The sequence below is a fragment of the Paraburkholderia sp. GAS42 genome (assembly GCF_050436565.1).
Lineage (GTDB): Bacteria > Pseudomonadota > Gammaproteobacteria > Burkholderiales > Burkholderiaceae > Paraburkholderia.
The window spans coordinates 12,899-27,700 of sequence record NZ_JBNDML010000013.1 but is presented as its reverse complement, the minus strand read 5'-3'; the positions used below and the strand labels follow the sequence as shown (position 1 = coordinate 27,700).

Sequence of the window (14,802 nt, the reverse complement as noted above, 5' to 3'; positions counted from 1 at the left end):
GAAGAGTCTCCTTAGGCCTGCACGAGGGATTGCGCCATGCGCTCCGCGGTCGCGAGCGCGGCCGAGGTCATGATGTCGAGATTGCCCGCGTACGCCGGCAGATAATGCGCGGCGCCTTCGACCTCGATGAATACCGAGGTTTTCAGGCCGCTAAAGCGGCCAATGCCCGGAATATTCAGCGGTGCATCGGCGGAGATGACATCGAACTGCACCTTCTGCTTCAAACGATAGCCCGGCACGTATGCATGCACGGCGGCGGCCATCGCTTCGATCGATGCTTCCACGCGCGCCTGATCGACGAGTTCGGACAGCACGTAGACCGTGTCGCGCATCATCACCGGCGGCTCGGCCGGATTGAGCACGATGATCGCCTTGCCCTTCGCGGCACCGCCGACGACTTCAATCGCCTTCGACGTGGTTTCGGTGAACTCGTCAATGTTTGCGCGCGTGCCGGGGCCAGCCGACTTGCTGCTGATCGCCGCGACGATTTCCGCGTAATGCACCTTCGCGACGCGAGACACCGCTGCGACCATAGGAATAGTGGCCTGGCCGCCGCACGTCACCATGTTGACGTTGAGGCTGTCGAGGTGCGTGTCGAGATTGACAACCGGCACGCAGTACGGACCGATCGCCGCGGGCGTCAGGTCGATCAGGCGGATGCTCGGTTTCAGCGCGCGCAGGAACGCGTCGTTCTTCACGTGCGCGCCGGCCGAAGTGGCGTCGAACACGAAGTCGATGTCGTTGAACACCGGCAGACGCGTCAGTCCCTCCACGCCTTCGTGCGTGATCGCGACGCCGAGCCGCGCGGCGCGCGCCAGACCGTCGGATGCCGCATCGATGCCGACCATCGCCGCCATTTCCAGATGCTCGCTGTGCCGCATGATCTTGATCATCAGATCGGTGCCGATGTTGCCGGAGCCGATGATCGCGGCCTTGAGTTTTTCGCTTGCCATGTCAGTCCTCAATCGGGTGAATGCTTATGCGGAGAAAATTGCGCGAACGCTGCCAAGACCCTCAATCTGTGCGCTGAAAGTGCGGGGCTGCGTGACGGCAACCATTGGGCCGAGCGCGCCTGTCATAAGGACGTCGCCCGCTCGCAGCGGCGTGCCGAGTTGCTGCATCCGGTCCGCGAGCCACACGGCGGCGTTCAGCGGATTGCCCAGACACGCCGCGCCGTTGCCGCGCGAAAGCGTTTCGGAATCGTTCGAAAGCGTCATCGCGCAGGCCGCGAGATCGACATCGCGCAGCAACACTGGCCGGCTGCCCAATACGAAGCGCGCGCTCGACGCGTTGTCCGCGACGGTATCGACGAAGCGGATATTCCAGCCCTCGATGCGGCTGTCCACCACTTCGATCGCGGCGACCGCGTAGGCCGTCGCGCGAATCAGGTCGGCGTAGGTATGCTTTTCATGCGTGAGGTCGTGCTCGAGCACGAGCGCGATTTCCGCTTCGACTTTCGGCTGGATCAGTTCACCAAGCGCGATGGGCTGGTTGTCGCCGTGAGCCATCGACGCGAACAACGCGCCGAAGTCGGGTTGATCGACGCCAAGCTGGCGTTGCACCGCAGGCGAGGTCAGCCCGATCTTGCGTCCGACGATGCGTTCGCCAGCGGCCACGCGTGCGTCGACGTTGATCTGTTGCACGGTGTACGCAAGATCGGCGGCGTCGGCCGCGCTCAAATGGGTGAATAGCTCGTCGTCCCGCAGCGGTGCAACGGTCTGCCGAGTGCGTTCGGATTCGCGCAGCCGCAGGGCGAGCGCTTCGGCATGGGTTCGATGTTTCATGGTGACTTCCATAAAGCGTTAGACGGTTTCGGCAACGGGTTGCGCGTGCATCGCGCCGAAGCCCGCGATCCATTCGGGGATTGGCCGGTAGTAATCGAGCGTCGCACGGTACGGTCCGTACGCCTGCAGCGCGCCGAATGCCGCGATCCAGGTCCGCACCTCGTGCGCGGACTTGCCGGCGTCGCGTGTGATCGCAGTGTCGGTGAAGCCGTCGAGCGCGGGCAGTTCACCCCCCTCAAGCAGCTTCAGGAATGCGCGGTCCCACTCGGGATTGAGCGGATGCAGGCGGCTGTCGCCCGCCGCGAATGCGCGAGCAGCCGCGACGGTGCGAGCCTGGCGCGCCGCCCGTGATTCTGGCGACGGATTGCGGCCGGAGATCAACCGCTCGGCGACTTCGTCCGTTGCACCTGCAAGTTCAGGCACTGGAGGTTCGTGCGAAATGCCGCCGGAGCCGATCACCAGCACGCGCTGGTTGGCGCGCGCGAGGCGGCGACCCAGCGCGTCGCCGAGCAAACGCGCGCGGCGGCATGACGCCATGGGTGGTGCGACCGAATTGATGAACACCGGCACGACCGGATAACGATCCAGAGCGCCTGTGAGAAACTCCAGCGCCTGCGCGCAGCCGTGGTCGACCTGCATCCGATACGACACGGCGACGTCGACATCGGCCGCGAGTGCGGCTTGCGCGAGATCGAGCGCGGTGTCGGCGGGGACGGCAAGCTGGCCTGCCAGACTGCCGAAGTCGCCGATCGCGCTTGCCGACGCGCCGATGCAGAACGGCGGCATCACGTCGTAGAAGAAACCGTTGTAGTGGTCCGGCGCGAACACGACGACCAGTTCCGGATCGAAGGCGGCAACGCGTGCGCGCGCCGCTGCATGAATCCGCTCGACTTCAGCGACGATGTCCGGCGCCGGGTCATAGTAGCCGCTGAGCGGCGTATGGGAAAGACATTCGAGCAGTATTGGCATGTCAGGCTCCGGCTACGATCGCGGTGATGCTTTCGGATGCGACGGCCGGCTCACGCGCTGTATCCGCTGCGGCGGGCTGTCCCGCAGCCTTGAAGCTCAGCTTGACGGCCAGTTCCCCAATCGCTGCAGACACCTGCTGCGGCGTACACATACCCGCAACGAAACGATCTGGCCGCAGCAACACGACGGACTCCGGCACACGCGAGAACCATTCCTTCAGTCGCCCCTGCACGTCGCCGATGGCGATCACGCCTTCGGGCACGTCGTCATGAAAAGCCAGCTGCATATCGGGCTTCGCGATTACGAAGCATCCACCGAGGCGCTGCCACGTTTCGCACGCGAGCGGCGACAGCCCGAACGTGGGATCCGAACCCCAGCCGATGATCGCGAAGCGATTGCCGAGCACGTCATCCAGACGCACGACGCTGCCGTCCACCGTACGCACACGGGGCTGAATGAACATGCGGCCGACCGGCGAATGACACTGCGGGTCACGGCCATACACGAGGCGGCCGAGCAGAGATTCGCGCTTCTCGCTCATCAGGCCGAGCAGCCGGCCAGGTGCGGAATGACCGGAGCGTTCCAGGACGCGCGCCAGCACGCCATGCCTGCGATTGCGCTCCGTCAGCAAGACGACACCCGTTTCGTAGCGCGGCATCGGCTTGAAACGCATCTCCACGAAGTAGCGTTTCATGGCGGGCACCACATTGAAGGTCCGCACGAAGGCGTCTCGGAATTTGATGCCGAAGCGGCTCGTCGGCGCGAAGATGTCGCCGGCCACTTCCGAGAGATGAATCATCGAGCGGGCATGCGCTCGGCGCTCCGCCGTGTACGTGTCGAGCAACGCGTCGCTCGCGAGCTGCTTGACCACCATCGCCAGCTTCCAGCCGAGATTGCTGGCGTCGCGAATCCCGCTGTTATAGCCCTGCCCTTGCCAGACCGGCATGATGTGCGCGGCGTCGCCGGCCAGCAGCACGCGGTCCATGCGGAAGGTGCTCGCGAGCCTCGCATTGTGCGTGTAGACGCGCTTGCGGATGTAGTCCACTTTCTGCGGATCGGCCACCACCTTGCGGATCAGTGCGGCCATGTTCTCCTGCTTCGACAGTTCTTCTTCGGTTTCGCCTGGCATCACCATGAATTCGAAGCGGCGAATGCCATGCGGCAACGCTGCCGACACGTAAGGCCGTTTCGGATCGCAATGCATGTAGACGTGCGGCGAGCCGATCGGATCGTTGCGTACGTCCACCACGATCCATTGATTCGGTTTCGTGCGCCCCTCGAACGGCACGTTGAGCACGCGGCGCACCAAACTGTTTCCGCCGTCCGCGCCGACCATGTACGACGCGCGCACTGTGCGGCGGCGGCCTTTCTGATCTTCCGCTTCAATCGTCACGCCGGCCGGGTCCTGCGTGAACGCGCTCACGCTCGTGCCGAACAACACCTCGACATGCGGGAAACGGCGCAGCCCTTCGTACAACACGCGGTCGGCGAGCGGTTGAATGAATGCATTGCGGCGCGACCAGCCGAACTCGTCGGTGCGTGGTTCGATCGATGCGAAGCAATGACCCGTGTGCGTGACAAAACGCATCCAGTGGTCGGGTGTGGTGTGCGGCAACAGGACGTCGGCGAGGCCGACCGACTGGAACACGCGCAACGCTTCGTCGTCGAGACCGATGGCGCGCGGATAGTCGATGATCTGTTCGAGCTTTTCCAGCAGCACGACGCGCACGCCTTGCAAGCCCAGGTAATTGGCAATCATCAGACCGACCGGGCCGGCGCCGATAATCGCCACATCGGCTGACACGGTTTCGCAGCGGCCGCAGGCGGCTGCCGGATCATTGGCTGGAAGCATACTGTCTCCTTTCCCGCGAGCGGCGCTGCGCGCCGTCGCTTCAGATAGTGGACTTGTTTGAAATATCCACGGAGAGCACGGTGTGACGATTGCGTATCGCCATGGCGAAAAAATCGCTCACGAGATACGGCATCTCGTGTCTCCTTGAATCGTTGATTTGCTCGCAGTCTATGGCTCGCGCCGTGTCGCCTCAACAATTTCTGAAAAATGTGCATAGAATGCACATAATTGATTCAATGAGGTTTTTCGGTGACCAAATACACGAGCGTGCGGGGCCTCTCGCGCGGCCTCCAGGTACTGCAGGCGCTCAATTCAATGGAAAGCGGCCGCGCCACCAGCCAGCAGATCAGCGACCTCACTGGCTTGCATCGCACCACGGTGCGGCGCCTGCTGGAGACGCTGACGGAAGAAGGTTTCGTGCGACGCAGTGCGTCGGACGACAGCTTTCGTTTGACGCTTCAGGTGCGCTCATTGAGCGAAGGTTTTACAGATGACGAACGAATCGCGACGATCGCGCCGCCCATCATGGGACGGCTTTTGCAGCGCGTGGCCTGGCCTTCGGACCTGACCACGCCGGATGGCGACGCAATGATCATCCGCGAGACCACGCACCGTTTCAGTCCGCTGTCGTTTCACCGTTCGATGGTTGGGCGGCGCCTACCGATTCTGCTCACGGCCGCCGGTCGTGCTTACTTCGCGATGTGCCCCGAGGGCGAACGTGAGGATATTCTCGAATTGTTGCGCTCGGGCGCGGGCGGTGAAGAGCAGAAGGCGCTCGCCTCCAATGACGCTTTGATCAAAAGCCTGGTCAAGCGGGTACGCGCGGACGGCTTCGGCTCCAATCACGGCGACTGGGCCGCGCAAAGCAGGATAGGCGCGGTAGCCGTAGCGATCGTCTCGCGTGAGCGTGTACTGGCAAGTCTGAATGTGGTGTTCCTTTCGCGAGCGGTCACGCTCGCGGAGGCCAAACGGCGTTACGTACCCGAACTTCAAACCGCGGTGCGCGAGATGGTTGATGTGCTCCAGTCGCAGGATGAGTTGTGTGGGAAGAAGCAGGAGTGAGAAACGTTGCGCCCTGGTCGCGGCGATAGAATTCGCCGACGCATGACATCGTCGCACTGCTGTCGGAGATTATGTTCGTAGCCGGGCTACTTTGGGTGACACGCATCGCCTGTGCGCTCGGCACGGACCTACAGGGCCACGTCGCCACAGTGCTCTTTCGTCCCTGCTCCCGATCCCTCCGGCGCACTGCGCCACTCGACGGTGACACCAGAAGTCATTCCGTTGCAACCGTAGCAGCGAGGTTCCGCAACCTCTTCCGCCGATAGAAAATACTTCCACTAAGTGCGCAAAATTCCGATCAAATGCGCCGGGGCGCCACAAAAGGCGATGTACCTGTCTTCGGATCACTGGCGGCGCTCGGGCCGGCTCGGGCAGATAGATGTCCAGTTCTTCAATGCGGGGGCGGTTTTGTTCGGCGTGGCCGACTACGTGCCGGCCCTAATGGAGTACGTCAACCGTTACGACATCGCACTGAACTTCGGCTTCAACCTGACGGCGATAGACGGGCCGGCCAGGCGCGCGACGTTGCGGCGCACGCTCGAGGGCGGTGTCGTGGAATCGATCACCAGGGAGTTCAACATGATCCACGTGGTGCCGCCACAGAAAGCACCTGACGTCATCAGCGTCAGTCCGCTAGCGGACAAGGTGGGTTGGGTCGATGTCGACCCGGCGACGCTGCGCCACAGGATCTACTCAAACGTCTTCGCGCTCGGCGATGCCACGAACACGCCCAACGCGAAAACCGCCGCCGCCGTCGCACCCGGGCCTTGGGTCTTGGACAGTACAACGACGAATGTCATACAGGCACGTGATCGCATAGCTTTTCCGTGTTATCGGCTTTCGCCGTTGTTACTTAATCAACATCATTCCGACGACCTTCGAGGCGGTCACATCGAACGTCGCGGTGTACTCGCACTGCGCGACGTGCCCCGACCGCTCGATCAGGCAGTCTGCGAAATCCGCCTTGTCTGACGCCGCGAAAACGCGAAGTGCCTTTCGCACCGTGTCCGCACCTTCGATAACCAGTTCCTTCGTGCCAAGCATGGATTCGATGATGTCCTTCATCTGGTCTCGCTCGACGCCGTAGCTGCGCCCGAGTACCCACACGACCTCGACTAACGCGATCTGCGAAACGTAGCCCGGCCGCTCGGCTGAAAAAGACTCCATGAGCGTCGTCGCCTTCTTCGACTGCGCCGCGTCGTCCTGCGCGAAGTAGCGGACCAACACGTTTGTATCCAGTCCGATCATCGCGCCGATGCCCCCTGCTCGGCGATGGCGCGGTTCATGTCCTCAATCGAAACCGGTTTGGCGGGCTTCTTTACGATACCCTTGAGCGACGCGAGTGAACGAGTGGCCGGATAGACCTCGTACCGGCCGGTTTCCTCGTTGAAACTGAATTCGATCCGGTCGCCGGATTCCAGGCCAAGCTGGTTGCGCACGTCCACCGGGATCGTGACCTGGCCTTTAGATGTGATGGTTGCTGCTGTCATGGTGACCCTCCAATTATTCCTTACTTTAAGGTAAGGCGGATTAAAATGCAAGTGCGATGCGAACACGCGCCACACACGATTCGTCACGCTCAAATCACCCCGCTTACTATGGACGAAAGACGAACCGGATCGCGTTGGATGAGGTTCTTAACGGCAGACAGGCTCGAAACTCCAAGCAGTTCCTGAATCAGTTTCAGCGAGCGACCGTCTCGATGCAGCCGTACGGCAAACGTGCGCCGTGCGGCCGATGCGTTACCGCCTTCGATCCCGGCTTGCTGATGAAGTCGCCGGACGATCTCCGTCAGCGTTTCGCACGAGTAGCTAATCACGCCGCTGCCCGTTATGCGCCGCGTAAAGGTGAATGGCTGTCCGTCGCTCGCCCTGAATAGCGAACCGTGAGGATCCAGCCCGCGATACGCCGCCGGAGCGCCCTGCCGCGCCACGACCCGGTACGACAGGTAGTTGTCAATTGCCTGGCAGATCTTGGAGCTCGCCCATATCAACGGGCGAGCCTTGCTGTTAAACGCGATTTCGGCGCGAACGGTTGATTCAACGCGCACCGAGCCATTCGCTTCCAAGTAATCCGAAATAAGGAGTTTGGCGGCCTCATTCGGCATGAGGCCAGTGCCATATAACAGCAGCAGAAGCGCTACATCGCGAACCGGCGTTTGCCCCGTGACGGCTGCGACTTTCAACGCATGGCGAATCTGATGAAGCTCGACGACCGGAGGCTTTGCCATCGTGTAATCCCGAAGTTCTCGTGCTGCATTTTCGGGTATTACGAGGAAGTTTGCCTACACCGAAGGGCAAGCGCCACTGACAGCCTTGAACAACCTCACTTCCTCGGAAAAACGACGCCTTGCGCCCACCCACCCGAGGTCGCATCCACCCACAGGAGATCAGGATCGCCAGCCGCCGGTTTTCCTGGCATGCATCGACGGGCAGTCCAGATGCGCCGCCGAAGCGCCTCGTGTCACTCCAGCATTGGCCCGTTCGCGGCTTCCCTTACCGTTTTGCGTGGCGGCAACGGATACGGCTCGGCCGCCATTTCTTCCACCGGGTACAGGTTCAGGAACGAACGCGCCTCGTCGGTGCTTCGACAACCCAGCCAGTCGTCGTATGCGGACGGCGACACGATGACGACCGAGCGCTTCTCATCGCCTGGCTTGTGGAAGCGCTGCATGAGCGGATGGTTCTGCGCATTGACCGTCAGCATCGTGAACGACAGGGCCGGCAATCCGTCCGGCTCCTCCCATGCGCGCCACAAGCCGGCGATCGCGAATGGTGCTCCAGAAGCCATACCGATCCGCCAGCGGACCGGCTTGCCTGTTTCGTAGTTCGGCTCATAGAAGCTCGAGCACGGAATCAGGCAGAGTTGCAGCTTCTTCCACGCGCCGCTAAAGCTGCGTTTCTCGCCTACGGACTCACTGCGCGCGTTCATCGTGTCGAATACCTTCACGCCCTGCGGGATGCGCCTGCGCGGCGCCAGGCCGAACGTCGCGGCGTCCGTGCCCGGTGCGCCGTCGAGCGGCCGCAGGATAGGAGCCGTGTAGTCCTTATAGATTTCGCGTTTGTAGTCGAAGTCCGGCCGTGGGAAGTCCGTGAAGCCGTCGAACAGGTCGGCCTCATCGGTCTCGCCGACCCGGTAGCTGGTACACATGGAGCCTCCTTGGTGATCCCGTGATAGTGCCAGATGCAAAACAAAAAATCCTGGCTATACTGTACATCCATACAGGTATATCGAGCCCGCCATGAACGTGTTCCGCTACTAGGCGCGGAATCCGACTAGGACTGTTTCTGGTGCGAGCACCACGACGGCTACGACCAGGCGGGTAACGGCATCTGTTGGCACCGGGATGCCGTGCAGATACGTGCGCATCCGGAGCGCGGCTGCGCTTTCTGGGTCAGGGCAACCGGATCGGACGACGGGACGCCACCGCGCAAAGGAGATGGAAAGTGGACGAGCCGATTGAAGCTGACGACCAGCCCGATCCAACGAAGCGCACCATCGCGCATGTCACGTTCGAGTATCGCGAGGTCGAGTTCCCTTGCGTCCGCGATTTTGGCTATGGATGCGACGAAGATTTTGTCTGCGAGCTGTACTACGAGTGCGCGACGTACAAGGACTTGCGACAGGAAATCCTGCGCACCTATCCCAATGCCAGCATCCCCGAGGGGGATGCACACGTTGCGATCGAAATAGCTGAGCTGGAGATCGTCCACCTGGACTGAGAGCACCGCGCCGCTATTTCGCGATTTCGGGGTTCCACGCGGGCAACGGAAAATAGCTTGCGTGCGTCACGCACGGGGCGCACGTACCGCCCATCGACAGGACTGGTTCGCAGGCGGTTCGACTTTTTCGCCCAAGGCGCCCTATATCATGAGTCCAACGGCCCAGCGCATCGCGCCTGTAATCAATTGGCGCATGCCATGCATGTCGTGACAGGGATCGCGACTGAGCGCTCGCATGCACTCAACGGCCGTCTCCATGTGCCACTGGTCGCTCGCCGCGACGTCCGGAAGTTCATCCCAGGAAAGCGGCATCGAGACGGCAAGCCCGGCGCGGGCATGAATCGTTAAGGCGATCGCTGTCGTTGCGCTTCGTCCAAAATGGTAGGCGCTATCTGTTTCTTAGCACGATCGACGAGCGTCATTCGTCGAATAGCCATGTGCGAACATTGGAACGTCGGCTTCACTCTCCGCATGCATCGAATTCGTTGGATTTACAGGATCCGTGACGCGAATTACGCCTGATGCGGCGGCCGGTATCTCGGATGCCCCTCTGTTGCTTCTCCGCGTGCTGCCGCCCAAAAATAGCTAGCGTATGTTCGATGTACATCTGCGGCTTCGGTTAAATCAAATGCGCGTGCCAGCACGATATGGATTAACAATCGCACGATTTCCAGATTGTCGTTGTAGAACCCTTCAATTTCCTCATCTGTTGAGTCGGGCCGGCTCGGTGCTTTAGGTTGCTTTTGTCTATGAGACAACCTGACACTTCGTAGCGTCATTACGTTTTTAACAATCGCGTGGGGACTGCCGCCCTTTTTATACTTCCTAACAAGCTCTTCCATTTCCGCGCGGCGTGTAGCTAGTGATTCTTTTATTGCATCATTTCGAAGGCCAGACAAACCAAGCTCGGGCGTTAGGCTAACTCCAATAGATCCAAGGCGGCGTGCTCTGTATGCGCAAAAGGTGTCGAAAAACTCTGGGCCCCTCAATTGTCGTGCTGTAATCGTACGGCCGGATCAGGTTACCCACTGGGAACCGCCAGCACAACCGCTGTAGACGCCTTCGATCCGTACGACGCTCTCCTACGCTGCAAGCTGGTGATCCGTCAATGCCGGCCGTGCGATCGAGGGCGGAAAGACGCACCAGAAGCCGTCATCGTGGCGAAAGAAGAAAATCGCACGCGAACCGCTCGGGGCCAAGGCCTCTACGCGCACATAGCGCCTCCTCTCGCAACCGATGCGACCGATGCGACCGAATTGAATTACGCGGAGCCGCGTCGTCGGAGTCGGGGCAAGCCATTTATCTACCAGGAACCGCAGAGACTTCTCGGCGCTGTTCATGTCCGCCTCCTTCCATTTCTGCCGCAGCTCACGTCGATCGGCGGCTAGTAGCAAAACGCTGCGACCTGTCGATCATGCTGCGTACACTGAGCTAACCACGCCAGAGTCCGCTTTATTCCCGAGGCTCGAATGTGGCGGCATGCCGCGATTTCGAGCGCACCTGAGCAACTTGTCTAGGGCGCGTTCACACTACCTGAGTCCATCGACGATGAGCGCGAAATTGATGAAGGCGATGAACATTACATCCAGTTTGTCGAATCGCGAGAAGATGCGCCGGAAGCCTTTAAGACGGCGGAACAGTCGCTCCACTTCGTTTCGGCGTTTGTACATTTCCCGATCGTATTCCCACGGTTCAAGGCGATTGCTCTTTGGCGGAACAACGGGGATAAAACCCAGATCCAGCACCAGTTGCCGTGTCTCATTGCCTTCGTAGGCCTTGTCCATCCGCAGGTGCAGTGGCCGATTGGGTGGCCCAAGGCTTTGGAGCAAGGCTCACCCCTGCGGTGCATCACCGGCTTGTCCGGGAGAAAGCTCGAGTGTTATGGCCGATCGAGCATCCGCGGCAACCATATGAATCTTGGTAGTCCATCCGGCTCGGCACTTGCCGATAGCCTGGGGTCTTTTTTTAATGCACCGGTCGCCGCCATGAACACCAATATCCAGCGAACCGTTGTAGTTCTGATTTCCGCACTGTCGTGGCCCTATGGATGGATCGTGGGAAATAGGATTCGCCCATCCCGACAGAGCCTTGAGCTGGCGCGCGTGCGCTACGCCGACGTTCTGCTTACAGATCAGAAAAATAATTCCAATATCGTTCCAACTGGAACAACCAGCAGAACTTTCATAAACACCAAGGGTATAAGTTGCAGGTGATGAAAAATGGATCCTGGCTGGATGCCCGGGTCCTATCCTGGAGCGGTCGCGGTACAAAAAAGGAGATAACTCGGGAATAAGGGAAATTCTGCCCTGGTATTGCAAGAGCGTGCCGAGTCCTTGCAAGAACCTTTGATGCTTTTCGAAGCGGCACGAAATCCCGGCGCAAACCGCGTGATTCGATTGGCGTCGGGCATGTCATGCACCATGCTGGAGAATATGATGAAAACTCTGACTTTGATCCCTATTGCCGCATTGGCGTTGTGCACCACGCTCGCCTATGCGGGTGACAACGCCGACACATCCACGACGGCCTCCGACAGCAACGCAGCTATGACGTCGGACGCAGTCGGCGGTACGTCCGTAAGCAGTAGCGGTAGCGGTGCCTACCATGGCAAGACTCGCGCGGAGGTCAAGCAGGAATTGCAGCGCGCCCAGCAGGACGGCACGCTGGATCGCTTGAACGCGCTCTACGGCGGGCAGTGAGCAGATGCACGGAATGCCCGACCCTGATTGCTCACCGCAATGATGATTATTGTCGGCTAGTGAACGAGGTCTGGCATGATGGCTTTCACCCACTTTGTCGTGCTTCGCTGGTGGATCAACGTGTGCGCGTCCGAATCGAAGGTTACCCGATGATCAGGACGTTCACTTTGCTTCTCGCCTATCAGTGCCTTGTGTCAATGCCGCCCGTAATTTCCCCAGAAGGGGCCAGGACGAAGAGGCTGCGATAGATGGTCTCGTGCGACACCTGGAAGTCCTCGTTGGCCGGGTATGTGCGCTTCAGCCACCCGGCAATCTGCTGCGGCGACCATTGCACCTTGAGCCTGCCTGCCACGATGTTTGCCAGCGCCCGGTTCTCCACCAGTCTACAGACTTTCGGGCGCCGTCCCCGATCCCAGGCAAGCTGGTCGGCCTGGCTCGCACGGTAGCCTTCCTGCCCGCCGTTACGCGCAATCTCCCGGCCGATGGTCGAAGGAGTTCGTTCGAGTTGCACCGCAATCGAACGTATCGACCGGCCTGCAACCAGCGCCCGCGAAATCTCCTCGCGCTCAGTCAGCGTGAGTGCAAGTCGTCGGGAGGTACGGTTAAAAAGCCTGCCCCCCAGTCGCTCTTCCAGGCGGGTGACCGCCCGGGAAACCGTGGAGACAGAGACACCCATTGTTGCCGCCGCGGCTGCGAACGAACGATCCTTCTTCAGCGACCTTCGCGAACATCGCGATTCCTTCAAAGTCCGGTAATTTTGACACACGCAATTCTGCAACGATGGTTTTCAATCATTTCTATTTCGAAAGTTAGCACGCTGCCTTAGATTTGTCTCGTCGCACAGGAGATAGATCATGGAACGAAAGAGGACACTAGGGCTTGTCGATCTCGCCGGCCCCGATGCCGCGCAACAGCAGAGCATGCTCGAAGTTCATGCATTCACCACGCCCAACAGCATCAAAGTACCCATCGCACTGGAAGAGATGGGGCTCGACTATCGGCTGGTTCCCGTCAATCTGCGCCAGGGCGAGCAGAAGACTGACGCCTTCAAGGCAATGAATCCCAACGCGAAAGTCCCGGTTCTGATCGACCGATCCGTTCCTGGCGGCGACGTGATACTCAGCGAGTCTGCCGCGATCCTCGTATACCTTGCAGTAGTCAATCACCAAGGAGAATCGCAGTGAACGACCGTATTCATGAACTGCTTTATCGTAACCTTCAGGAGGTCTTTGGCGAAGGTGACGCAGAGCGTCGTCGCGCAGCCATCGAGGAGCTTTATACCGAAGATTGTGTGCTCTACGTGCCTCCGGGTACGTTTGTCGGGCATGACGCTCTCGACAAATTCGCCGGAGATCTTCGAGCATCGCACCCGCATTTTGTTTATGCGCCGCACGGTGAAGCGCAGGCCCTCCACAATGCTGGTCGCCTCGCATGGGGTTCCGGTCCGCGTGGTGAGGTACCCGACTATACGGGCGTGGATGTCATCATCGTTCGCGACGGGAGGATTGAAGCACTCTACGTCTTTCTGGATTCCGTGCCGTCATAGCCGCGCCATGATCCACTTGGCTTTCCGATGCACAAACATCGTGACACAGAGTTCGTGACTCACGTGCCTCCCGGTATTCTGGGAATCGGGACAGTCCCACAGGACGATTCACACGTGTGACGTTCAGGTGGTGCGCGCCGACTGGACACTGGCCATCCCGAACTCCCGAAAGCAGGCGCTCGTACGGGCCCAAACTGGCGGACGACGTCCAGGTTCAGCAGCAGCACTGTGCCGTTGTCGGGCACATTTTTTCGTAGCGAAATCGCTGCGCAAATATACATAGGAGTTCAAAATGTCTAAAATTCTGATTCTGTATTACTCATCGTATGGGCATGTCGAGGCGCTGGCGGATGCCGTTGCCCAAGGTGCGCGCTCGACGGGTGCTACGGTCGGCGTCAAGCGGGTACCGGAAACCGTGCCAGAGGAAGTGGCCAAGGCCGCCTACTTCAAGCTCGACCAGCAAGCGCCGGTTGCGACGGTCGCAGAGCTGGCCGACTACGACGCGATCGTCGTCGGTACGCCGACTCGTTTCGGGCGTATGTCCTCGCAGATGGCGGCGTTTCTGGATCAGGCCGGCGGTCTGTGGATGAGCGGCGCGCTGAATGGCAAGGTTGGTGGCGCCTTCACGTCGACTGCCAGCCAGCACGGAGGACAGGAAACAACGCTGTTCTCGATTATCACCAATCTGTTGCACTTCGGCATGACTATCGTCGGACTGCCGTACAGCCACCAGGGGCAGATGACGTTGGATGAGATCGTCGGCGGGGCTCCCTACGGATCCACGACCGTTGCCGGTGGACAAGGTCAGCGTCAGCCGAGCGCCATCGAGCTCGCTGGCGCTCGTCATCAAGGCGAGCTGATCGCCAAGACCGCAAACAAGCTGTTCGGCTAACGTCGGATGCAATTCGCTTCATCAACGCATGAACGGGACGGCCAGACAGATCCCTTGGCGGCCATCCCAACCCGGATACCCAACTCATGCTGTTAGCCGTAGCTCTGTATCGAGGCTGAACTGGCCGTACGCCCTTCCGTTCATGAGCGTCTGTTTTCGAGTGTGAAGCCGCCGTTTGAGTGTCTCTCTTTGCGCATGGGCGAACGGCGGGAACTGGCCGCAAGCACCAGTTCGACGAATGCTCTCCTGAGCGGACGTTGGGTTCATCAACGGTAG

The 14,802-nt window shown here is 60.3% G+C and carries 16 protein-coding genes and 4 pseudogenes; 7 read left to right on the top strand and 13 right to left on the bottom strand.

Going from position 1 to position 14,802, the window contains the following annotated elements:
* Positions 1–11: 11 nt before the first annotated feature.
* From P3T16_RS19655 to P3T16_RS19640, 4 genes are read right to left on the bottom strand one after another with little or no spacing between them, the layout of a single operon-like run.
* The gene (locus tag P3T16_RS19655; RefSeq protein WP_429343509.1) at positions 12–953 is read right to left on the bottom strand and encodes an acetaldehyde dehydrogenase (acetylating); all 942 of its coding nucleotides are present in this window, start codon (positions 951–953) and stop codon (positions 12–14) included.
* A gap of 24 nt (positions 954–977) precedes the next feature.
* Positions 978–1,784 (bottom strand): fumarylacetoacetate hydrolase family protein, encoded by an 807-nt coding sequence (locus P3T16_RS19650; RefSeq protein WP_429343508.1) that lies wholly within the window; start codon positions 1,782–1,784, stop codon positions 978–980.
* A gap of 18 nt (positions 1,785–1,802) precedes the next feature.
* Entirely contained in the window at positions 1,803–2,753 is a 951-nt protein-coding gene (locus tag P3T16_RS19645) for a 3-carboxyethylcatechol 2,3-dioxygenase (RefSeq protein WP_429343507.1), read from the bottom strand.
* A 1-nt stretch (position 2,754) separates the two neighbouring features.
* Positions 2,755–4,605 carry a bifunctional 3-(3-hydroxy-phenyl)propionate/3-hydroxycinnamic acid hydroxylase gene (locus tag P3T16_RS19640; protein WP_429343506.1) on the bottom strand — a complete coding sequence of 617 codons (1,851 nt, stop codon included), beginning with the start codon at positions 4,603–4,605 and terminating at the stop codon, positions 2,755–2,757.
* Positions 4,606–4,854: 249 nt separating this feature from the next.
* Between P3T16_RS19640 and P3T16_RS19635 the strand changes: the two genes are divergently transcribed.
* Together P3T16_RS19635 and P3T16_RS19630 are read left to right on the top strand one after the other, a co-directional pair.
* Positions 4,855–5,667 carry a DNA-binding transcriptional regulator gene (locus P3T16_RS19635; RefSeq protein ID WP_429343505.1) on the top strand — a complete coding sequence of 271 codons (813 nt, stop codon included), beginning with the start codon at positions 4,855–4,857 and terminating at the stop codon, positions 5,665–5,667.
* Positions 5,668–5,958: 291 nt separating this feature from the next.
* Positions 5,959–6,420: pseudogene (locus tag P3T16_RS19630) on the top strand (NAD(P)/FAD-dependent oxidoreductase); the annotation flags it as partial.
* 96 nt (positions 6,421–6,516) lie between these two features.
* On the opposite strand, the gene P3T16_RS19625 reads toward P3T16_RS19630, so the two are convergent.
* From P3T16_RS19625 to P3T16_RS19610, 4 genes are all read right to left on the bottom strand, one after another.
* Entirely contained in the window at positions 6,517–6,915 is a 399-nt protein-coding gene (locus tag P3T16_RS19625; RefSeq protein ID WP_429343504.1) for a PIN domain-containing protein, read from the bottom strand.
* Positions 6,912–7,157 carry an AbrB/MazE/SpoVT family DNA-binding domain-containing protein gene (locus P3T16_RS19620; RefSeq protein ID WP_133661564.1) on the bottom strand — a complete coding sequence of 82 codons (246 nt, stop codon included), beginning with the start codon at positions 7,155–7,157 and terminating at the stop codon, positions 6,912–6,914. The genes P3T16_RS19625 and P3T16_RS19620 overlap by 4 nt, the downstream gene beginning before the upstream one ends.
* An 89-nt stretch (positions 7,158–7,246) precedes the next feature.
* The gene (locus tag P3T16_RS19615; RefSeq protein WP_429343503.1) at positions 7,247–7,897 is read right to left on the bottom strand and encodes a tyrosine-type recombinase/integrase; all 651 of its coding nucleotides are present in this window, start codon (positions 7,895–7,897) and stop codon (positions 7,247–7,249) included.
* Positions 7,898–8,130: 233 nt separating this feature from the next.
* Positions 8,131–8,817 (bottom strand): SOS response-associated peptidase, encoded by a 687-nt coding sequence (locus P3T16_RS19610; RefSeq protein ID WP_429343502.1) that lies wholly within the window; start codon positions 8,815–8,817, stop codon positions 8,131–8,133.
* 296 nt (positions 8,818–9,113) lie between these two features.
* Here P3T16_RS19610 and P3T16_RS19605 point away from each other — a divergent pair, with 296 nt between their 5' ends.
* The gene (locus P3T16_RS19605; protein ID WP_429260444.1) at positions 9,114–9,389 is read left to right on the top strand and encodes a hypothetical protein; all 276 of its coding nucleotides are present in this window, start codon (positions 9,114–9,116) and stop codon (positions 9,387–9,389) included.
* Between the two features lie 141 nt (positions 9,390–9,530).
* Here P3T16_RS19605 and P3T16_RS19600 read toward each other — a convergent pair.
* The 4 genes and pseudogenes from P3T16_RS19600 to P3T16_RS19585 form a co-directional block, all read right to left on the bottom strand.
* Positions 9,531–9,752, bottom strand: a pseudogene (locus P3T16_RS19600) (DNA ligase D); the annotation flags it as partial.
* A 149-nt stretch (positions 9,753–9,901) separates the two neighbouring features.
* Complete coding sequence (locus P3T16_RS19595; protein WP_429343501.1) at positions 9,902–10,231, bottom strand: hypothetical protein; 330 nt, start codon at positions 10,229–10,231, stop codon at positions 9,902–9,904.
* Between the two features lie 240 nt (positions 10,232–10,471).
* Positions 10,472–10,729, bottom strand: a complete 258-nt coding sequence (locus P3T16_RS19590) for a hypothetical protein (protein WP_429260442.1) — start codon at positions 10,727–10,729, stop codon at positions 10,472–10,474.
* 189 nt (positions 10,730–10,918) lie between these two features.
* Positions 10,919–11,395 (bottom strand): annotated as a pseudogene (locus P3T16_RS19585) (IS5 family transposase); the annotation flags it as partial.
* A gap of 342 nt (positions 11,396–11,737) precedes the next feature.
* Here P3T16_RS19585 and P3T16_RS19580 point away from each other — a divergent pair.
* Positions 11,738–12,088: a DUF4148 domain-containing protein gene (locus P3T16_RS19580; RefSeq protein ID WP_429343500.1), complete on the top strand. Its 351-nt coding sequence runs from the start codon at positions 11,738–11,740 to the stop codon at positions 12,086–12,088.
* A gap of 223 nt (positions 12,089–12,311) precedes the next feature.
* On the opposite strand, the pseudogene P3T16_RS19575 reads toward P3T16_RS19580, so the two are convergent.
* A pseudogene (locus P3T16_RS19575) lies at positions 12,312–12,764 on the bottom strand (helix-turn-helix domain-containing protein); the annotation flags it as partial.
* Between the two features lie 178 nt (positions 12,765–12,942).
* Here P3T16_RS19575 and P3T16_RS19570 point away from each other — a divergent pair.
* From P3T16_RS19570 to wrbA, 3 genes are all read left to right on the top strand, one after another.
* Positions 12,943–13,272 carry a glutathione S-transferase N-terminal domain-containing protein gene (locus P3T16_RS19570; RefSeq protein WP_429343499.1) on the top strand — a complete coding sequence of 110 codons (330 nt, stop codon included), beginning with the start codon at positions 12,943–12,945 and terminating at the stop codon, positions 13,270–13,272.
* Entirely contained in the window at positions 13,269–13,634 is a 366-nt protein-coding gene (locus tag P3T16_RS19565) for a nuclear transport factor 2 family protein (protein ID WP_301786463.1), read from the top strand. The genes P3T16_RS19570 and P3T16_RS19565 overlap by 4 nt, the downstream gene beginning before the upstream one ends.
* Before the next feature lie 292 nt (positions 13,635–13,926).
* Positions 13,927–14,526 carry an NAD(P)H:quinone oxidoreductase gene (wrbA, locus tag P3T16_RS19560; protein WP_429343498.1) on the top strand — a complete coding sequence of 200 codons (600 nt, stop codon included), beginning with the start codon at positions 13,927–13,929 and terminating at the stop codon, positions 14,524–14,526.
* Positions 14,527–14,802 lie beyond the last annotated feature (276 nt).

Excerpts from the sequence above, each read along its gene's own strand:
- P3T16_RS19655 (WP_429343509.1), bottom strand. The coding sequence starts at position 953 with ATGGCAAGCGAAAAACTCAAGGCCGCGATCATCGGCTCCGGCAACATC.
- P3T16_RS19650 (WP_429343508.1), bottom strand. The coding sequence starts at position 1,784 with ATGAAACATCGAACCCATGCCGAAGCGCTCGCCCTGCGGCTGCGCGAA.
- P3T16_RS19645 (WP_429343507.1), bottom strand. The coding sequence starts at position 2,753 with ATGCCAATACTGCTCGAATGTCTTTCCCATACGCCGCTCAGCGGCTAC.
- P3T16_RS19640 (WP_429343506.1), bottom strand. The coding sequence starts at position 4,605 with ATGCTTCCAGCCAATGATCCGGCAGCCGCCTGCGGCCGCTGCGAAACC.
- P3T16_RS19625 (WP_429343504.1), bottom strand. The coding sequence starts at position 6,915 with ATGATCGGACTGGATACAAACGTGTTGGTCCGCTACTTCGCGCAGGAC.
- P3T16_RS19620 (WP_133661564.1), bottom strand. The coding sequence starts at position 7,157 with ATGACAGCAGCAACCATCACATCTAAAGGCCAGGTCACGATCCCGGTG.
- P3T16_RS19615 (WP_429343503.1), bottom strand. The coding sequence starts at position 7,897 with ATGGCAAAGCCTCCGGTCGTCGAGCTTCATCAGATTCGCCATGCGTTG.
- P3T16_RS19610 (WP_429343502.1), bottom strand. The coding sequence starts at position 8,817 with ATGTGTACCAGCTACCGGGTCGGCGAGACCGATGAGGCCGACCTGTTC.
- P3T16_RS19595 (WP_429343501.1), bottom strand. The coding sequence starts at position 10,231 with ATGGAAGAGCTTGTTAGGAAGTATAAAAAGGGCGGCAGTCCCCACGCG.
- P3T16_RS19590 (WP_429260442.1), bottom strand. The coding sequence starts at position 10,729 with ATGAACAGCGCCGAGAAGTCTCTGCGGTTCCTGGTAGATAAATGGCTT.
- P3T16_RS19580 (WP_429343500.1), top strand. The coding sequence starts at position 11,738 with ATGCTTTTCGAAGCGGCACGAAATCCCGGCGCAAACCGCGTGATTCGA.
- P3T16_RS19570 (WP_429343499.1), top strand. The coding sequence starts at position 12,943 with ATGGAACGAAAGAGGACACTAGGGCTTGTCGATCTCGCCGGCCCCGAT.
- wrbA (WP_429343498.1), top strand. The coding sequence starts at position 13,927 with ATGTCTAAAATTCTGATTCTGTATTACTCATCGTATGGGCATGTCGAG.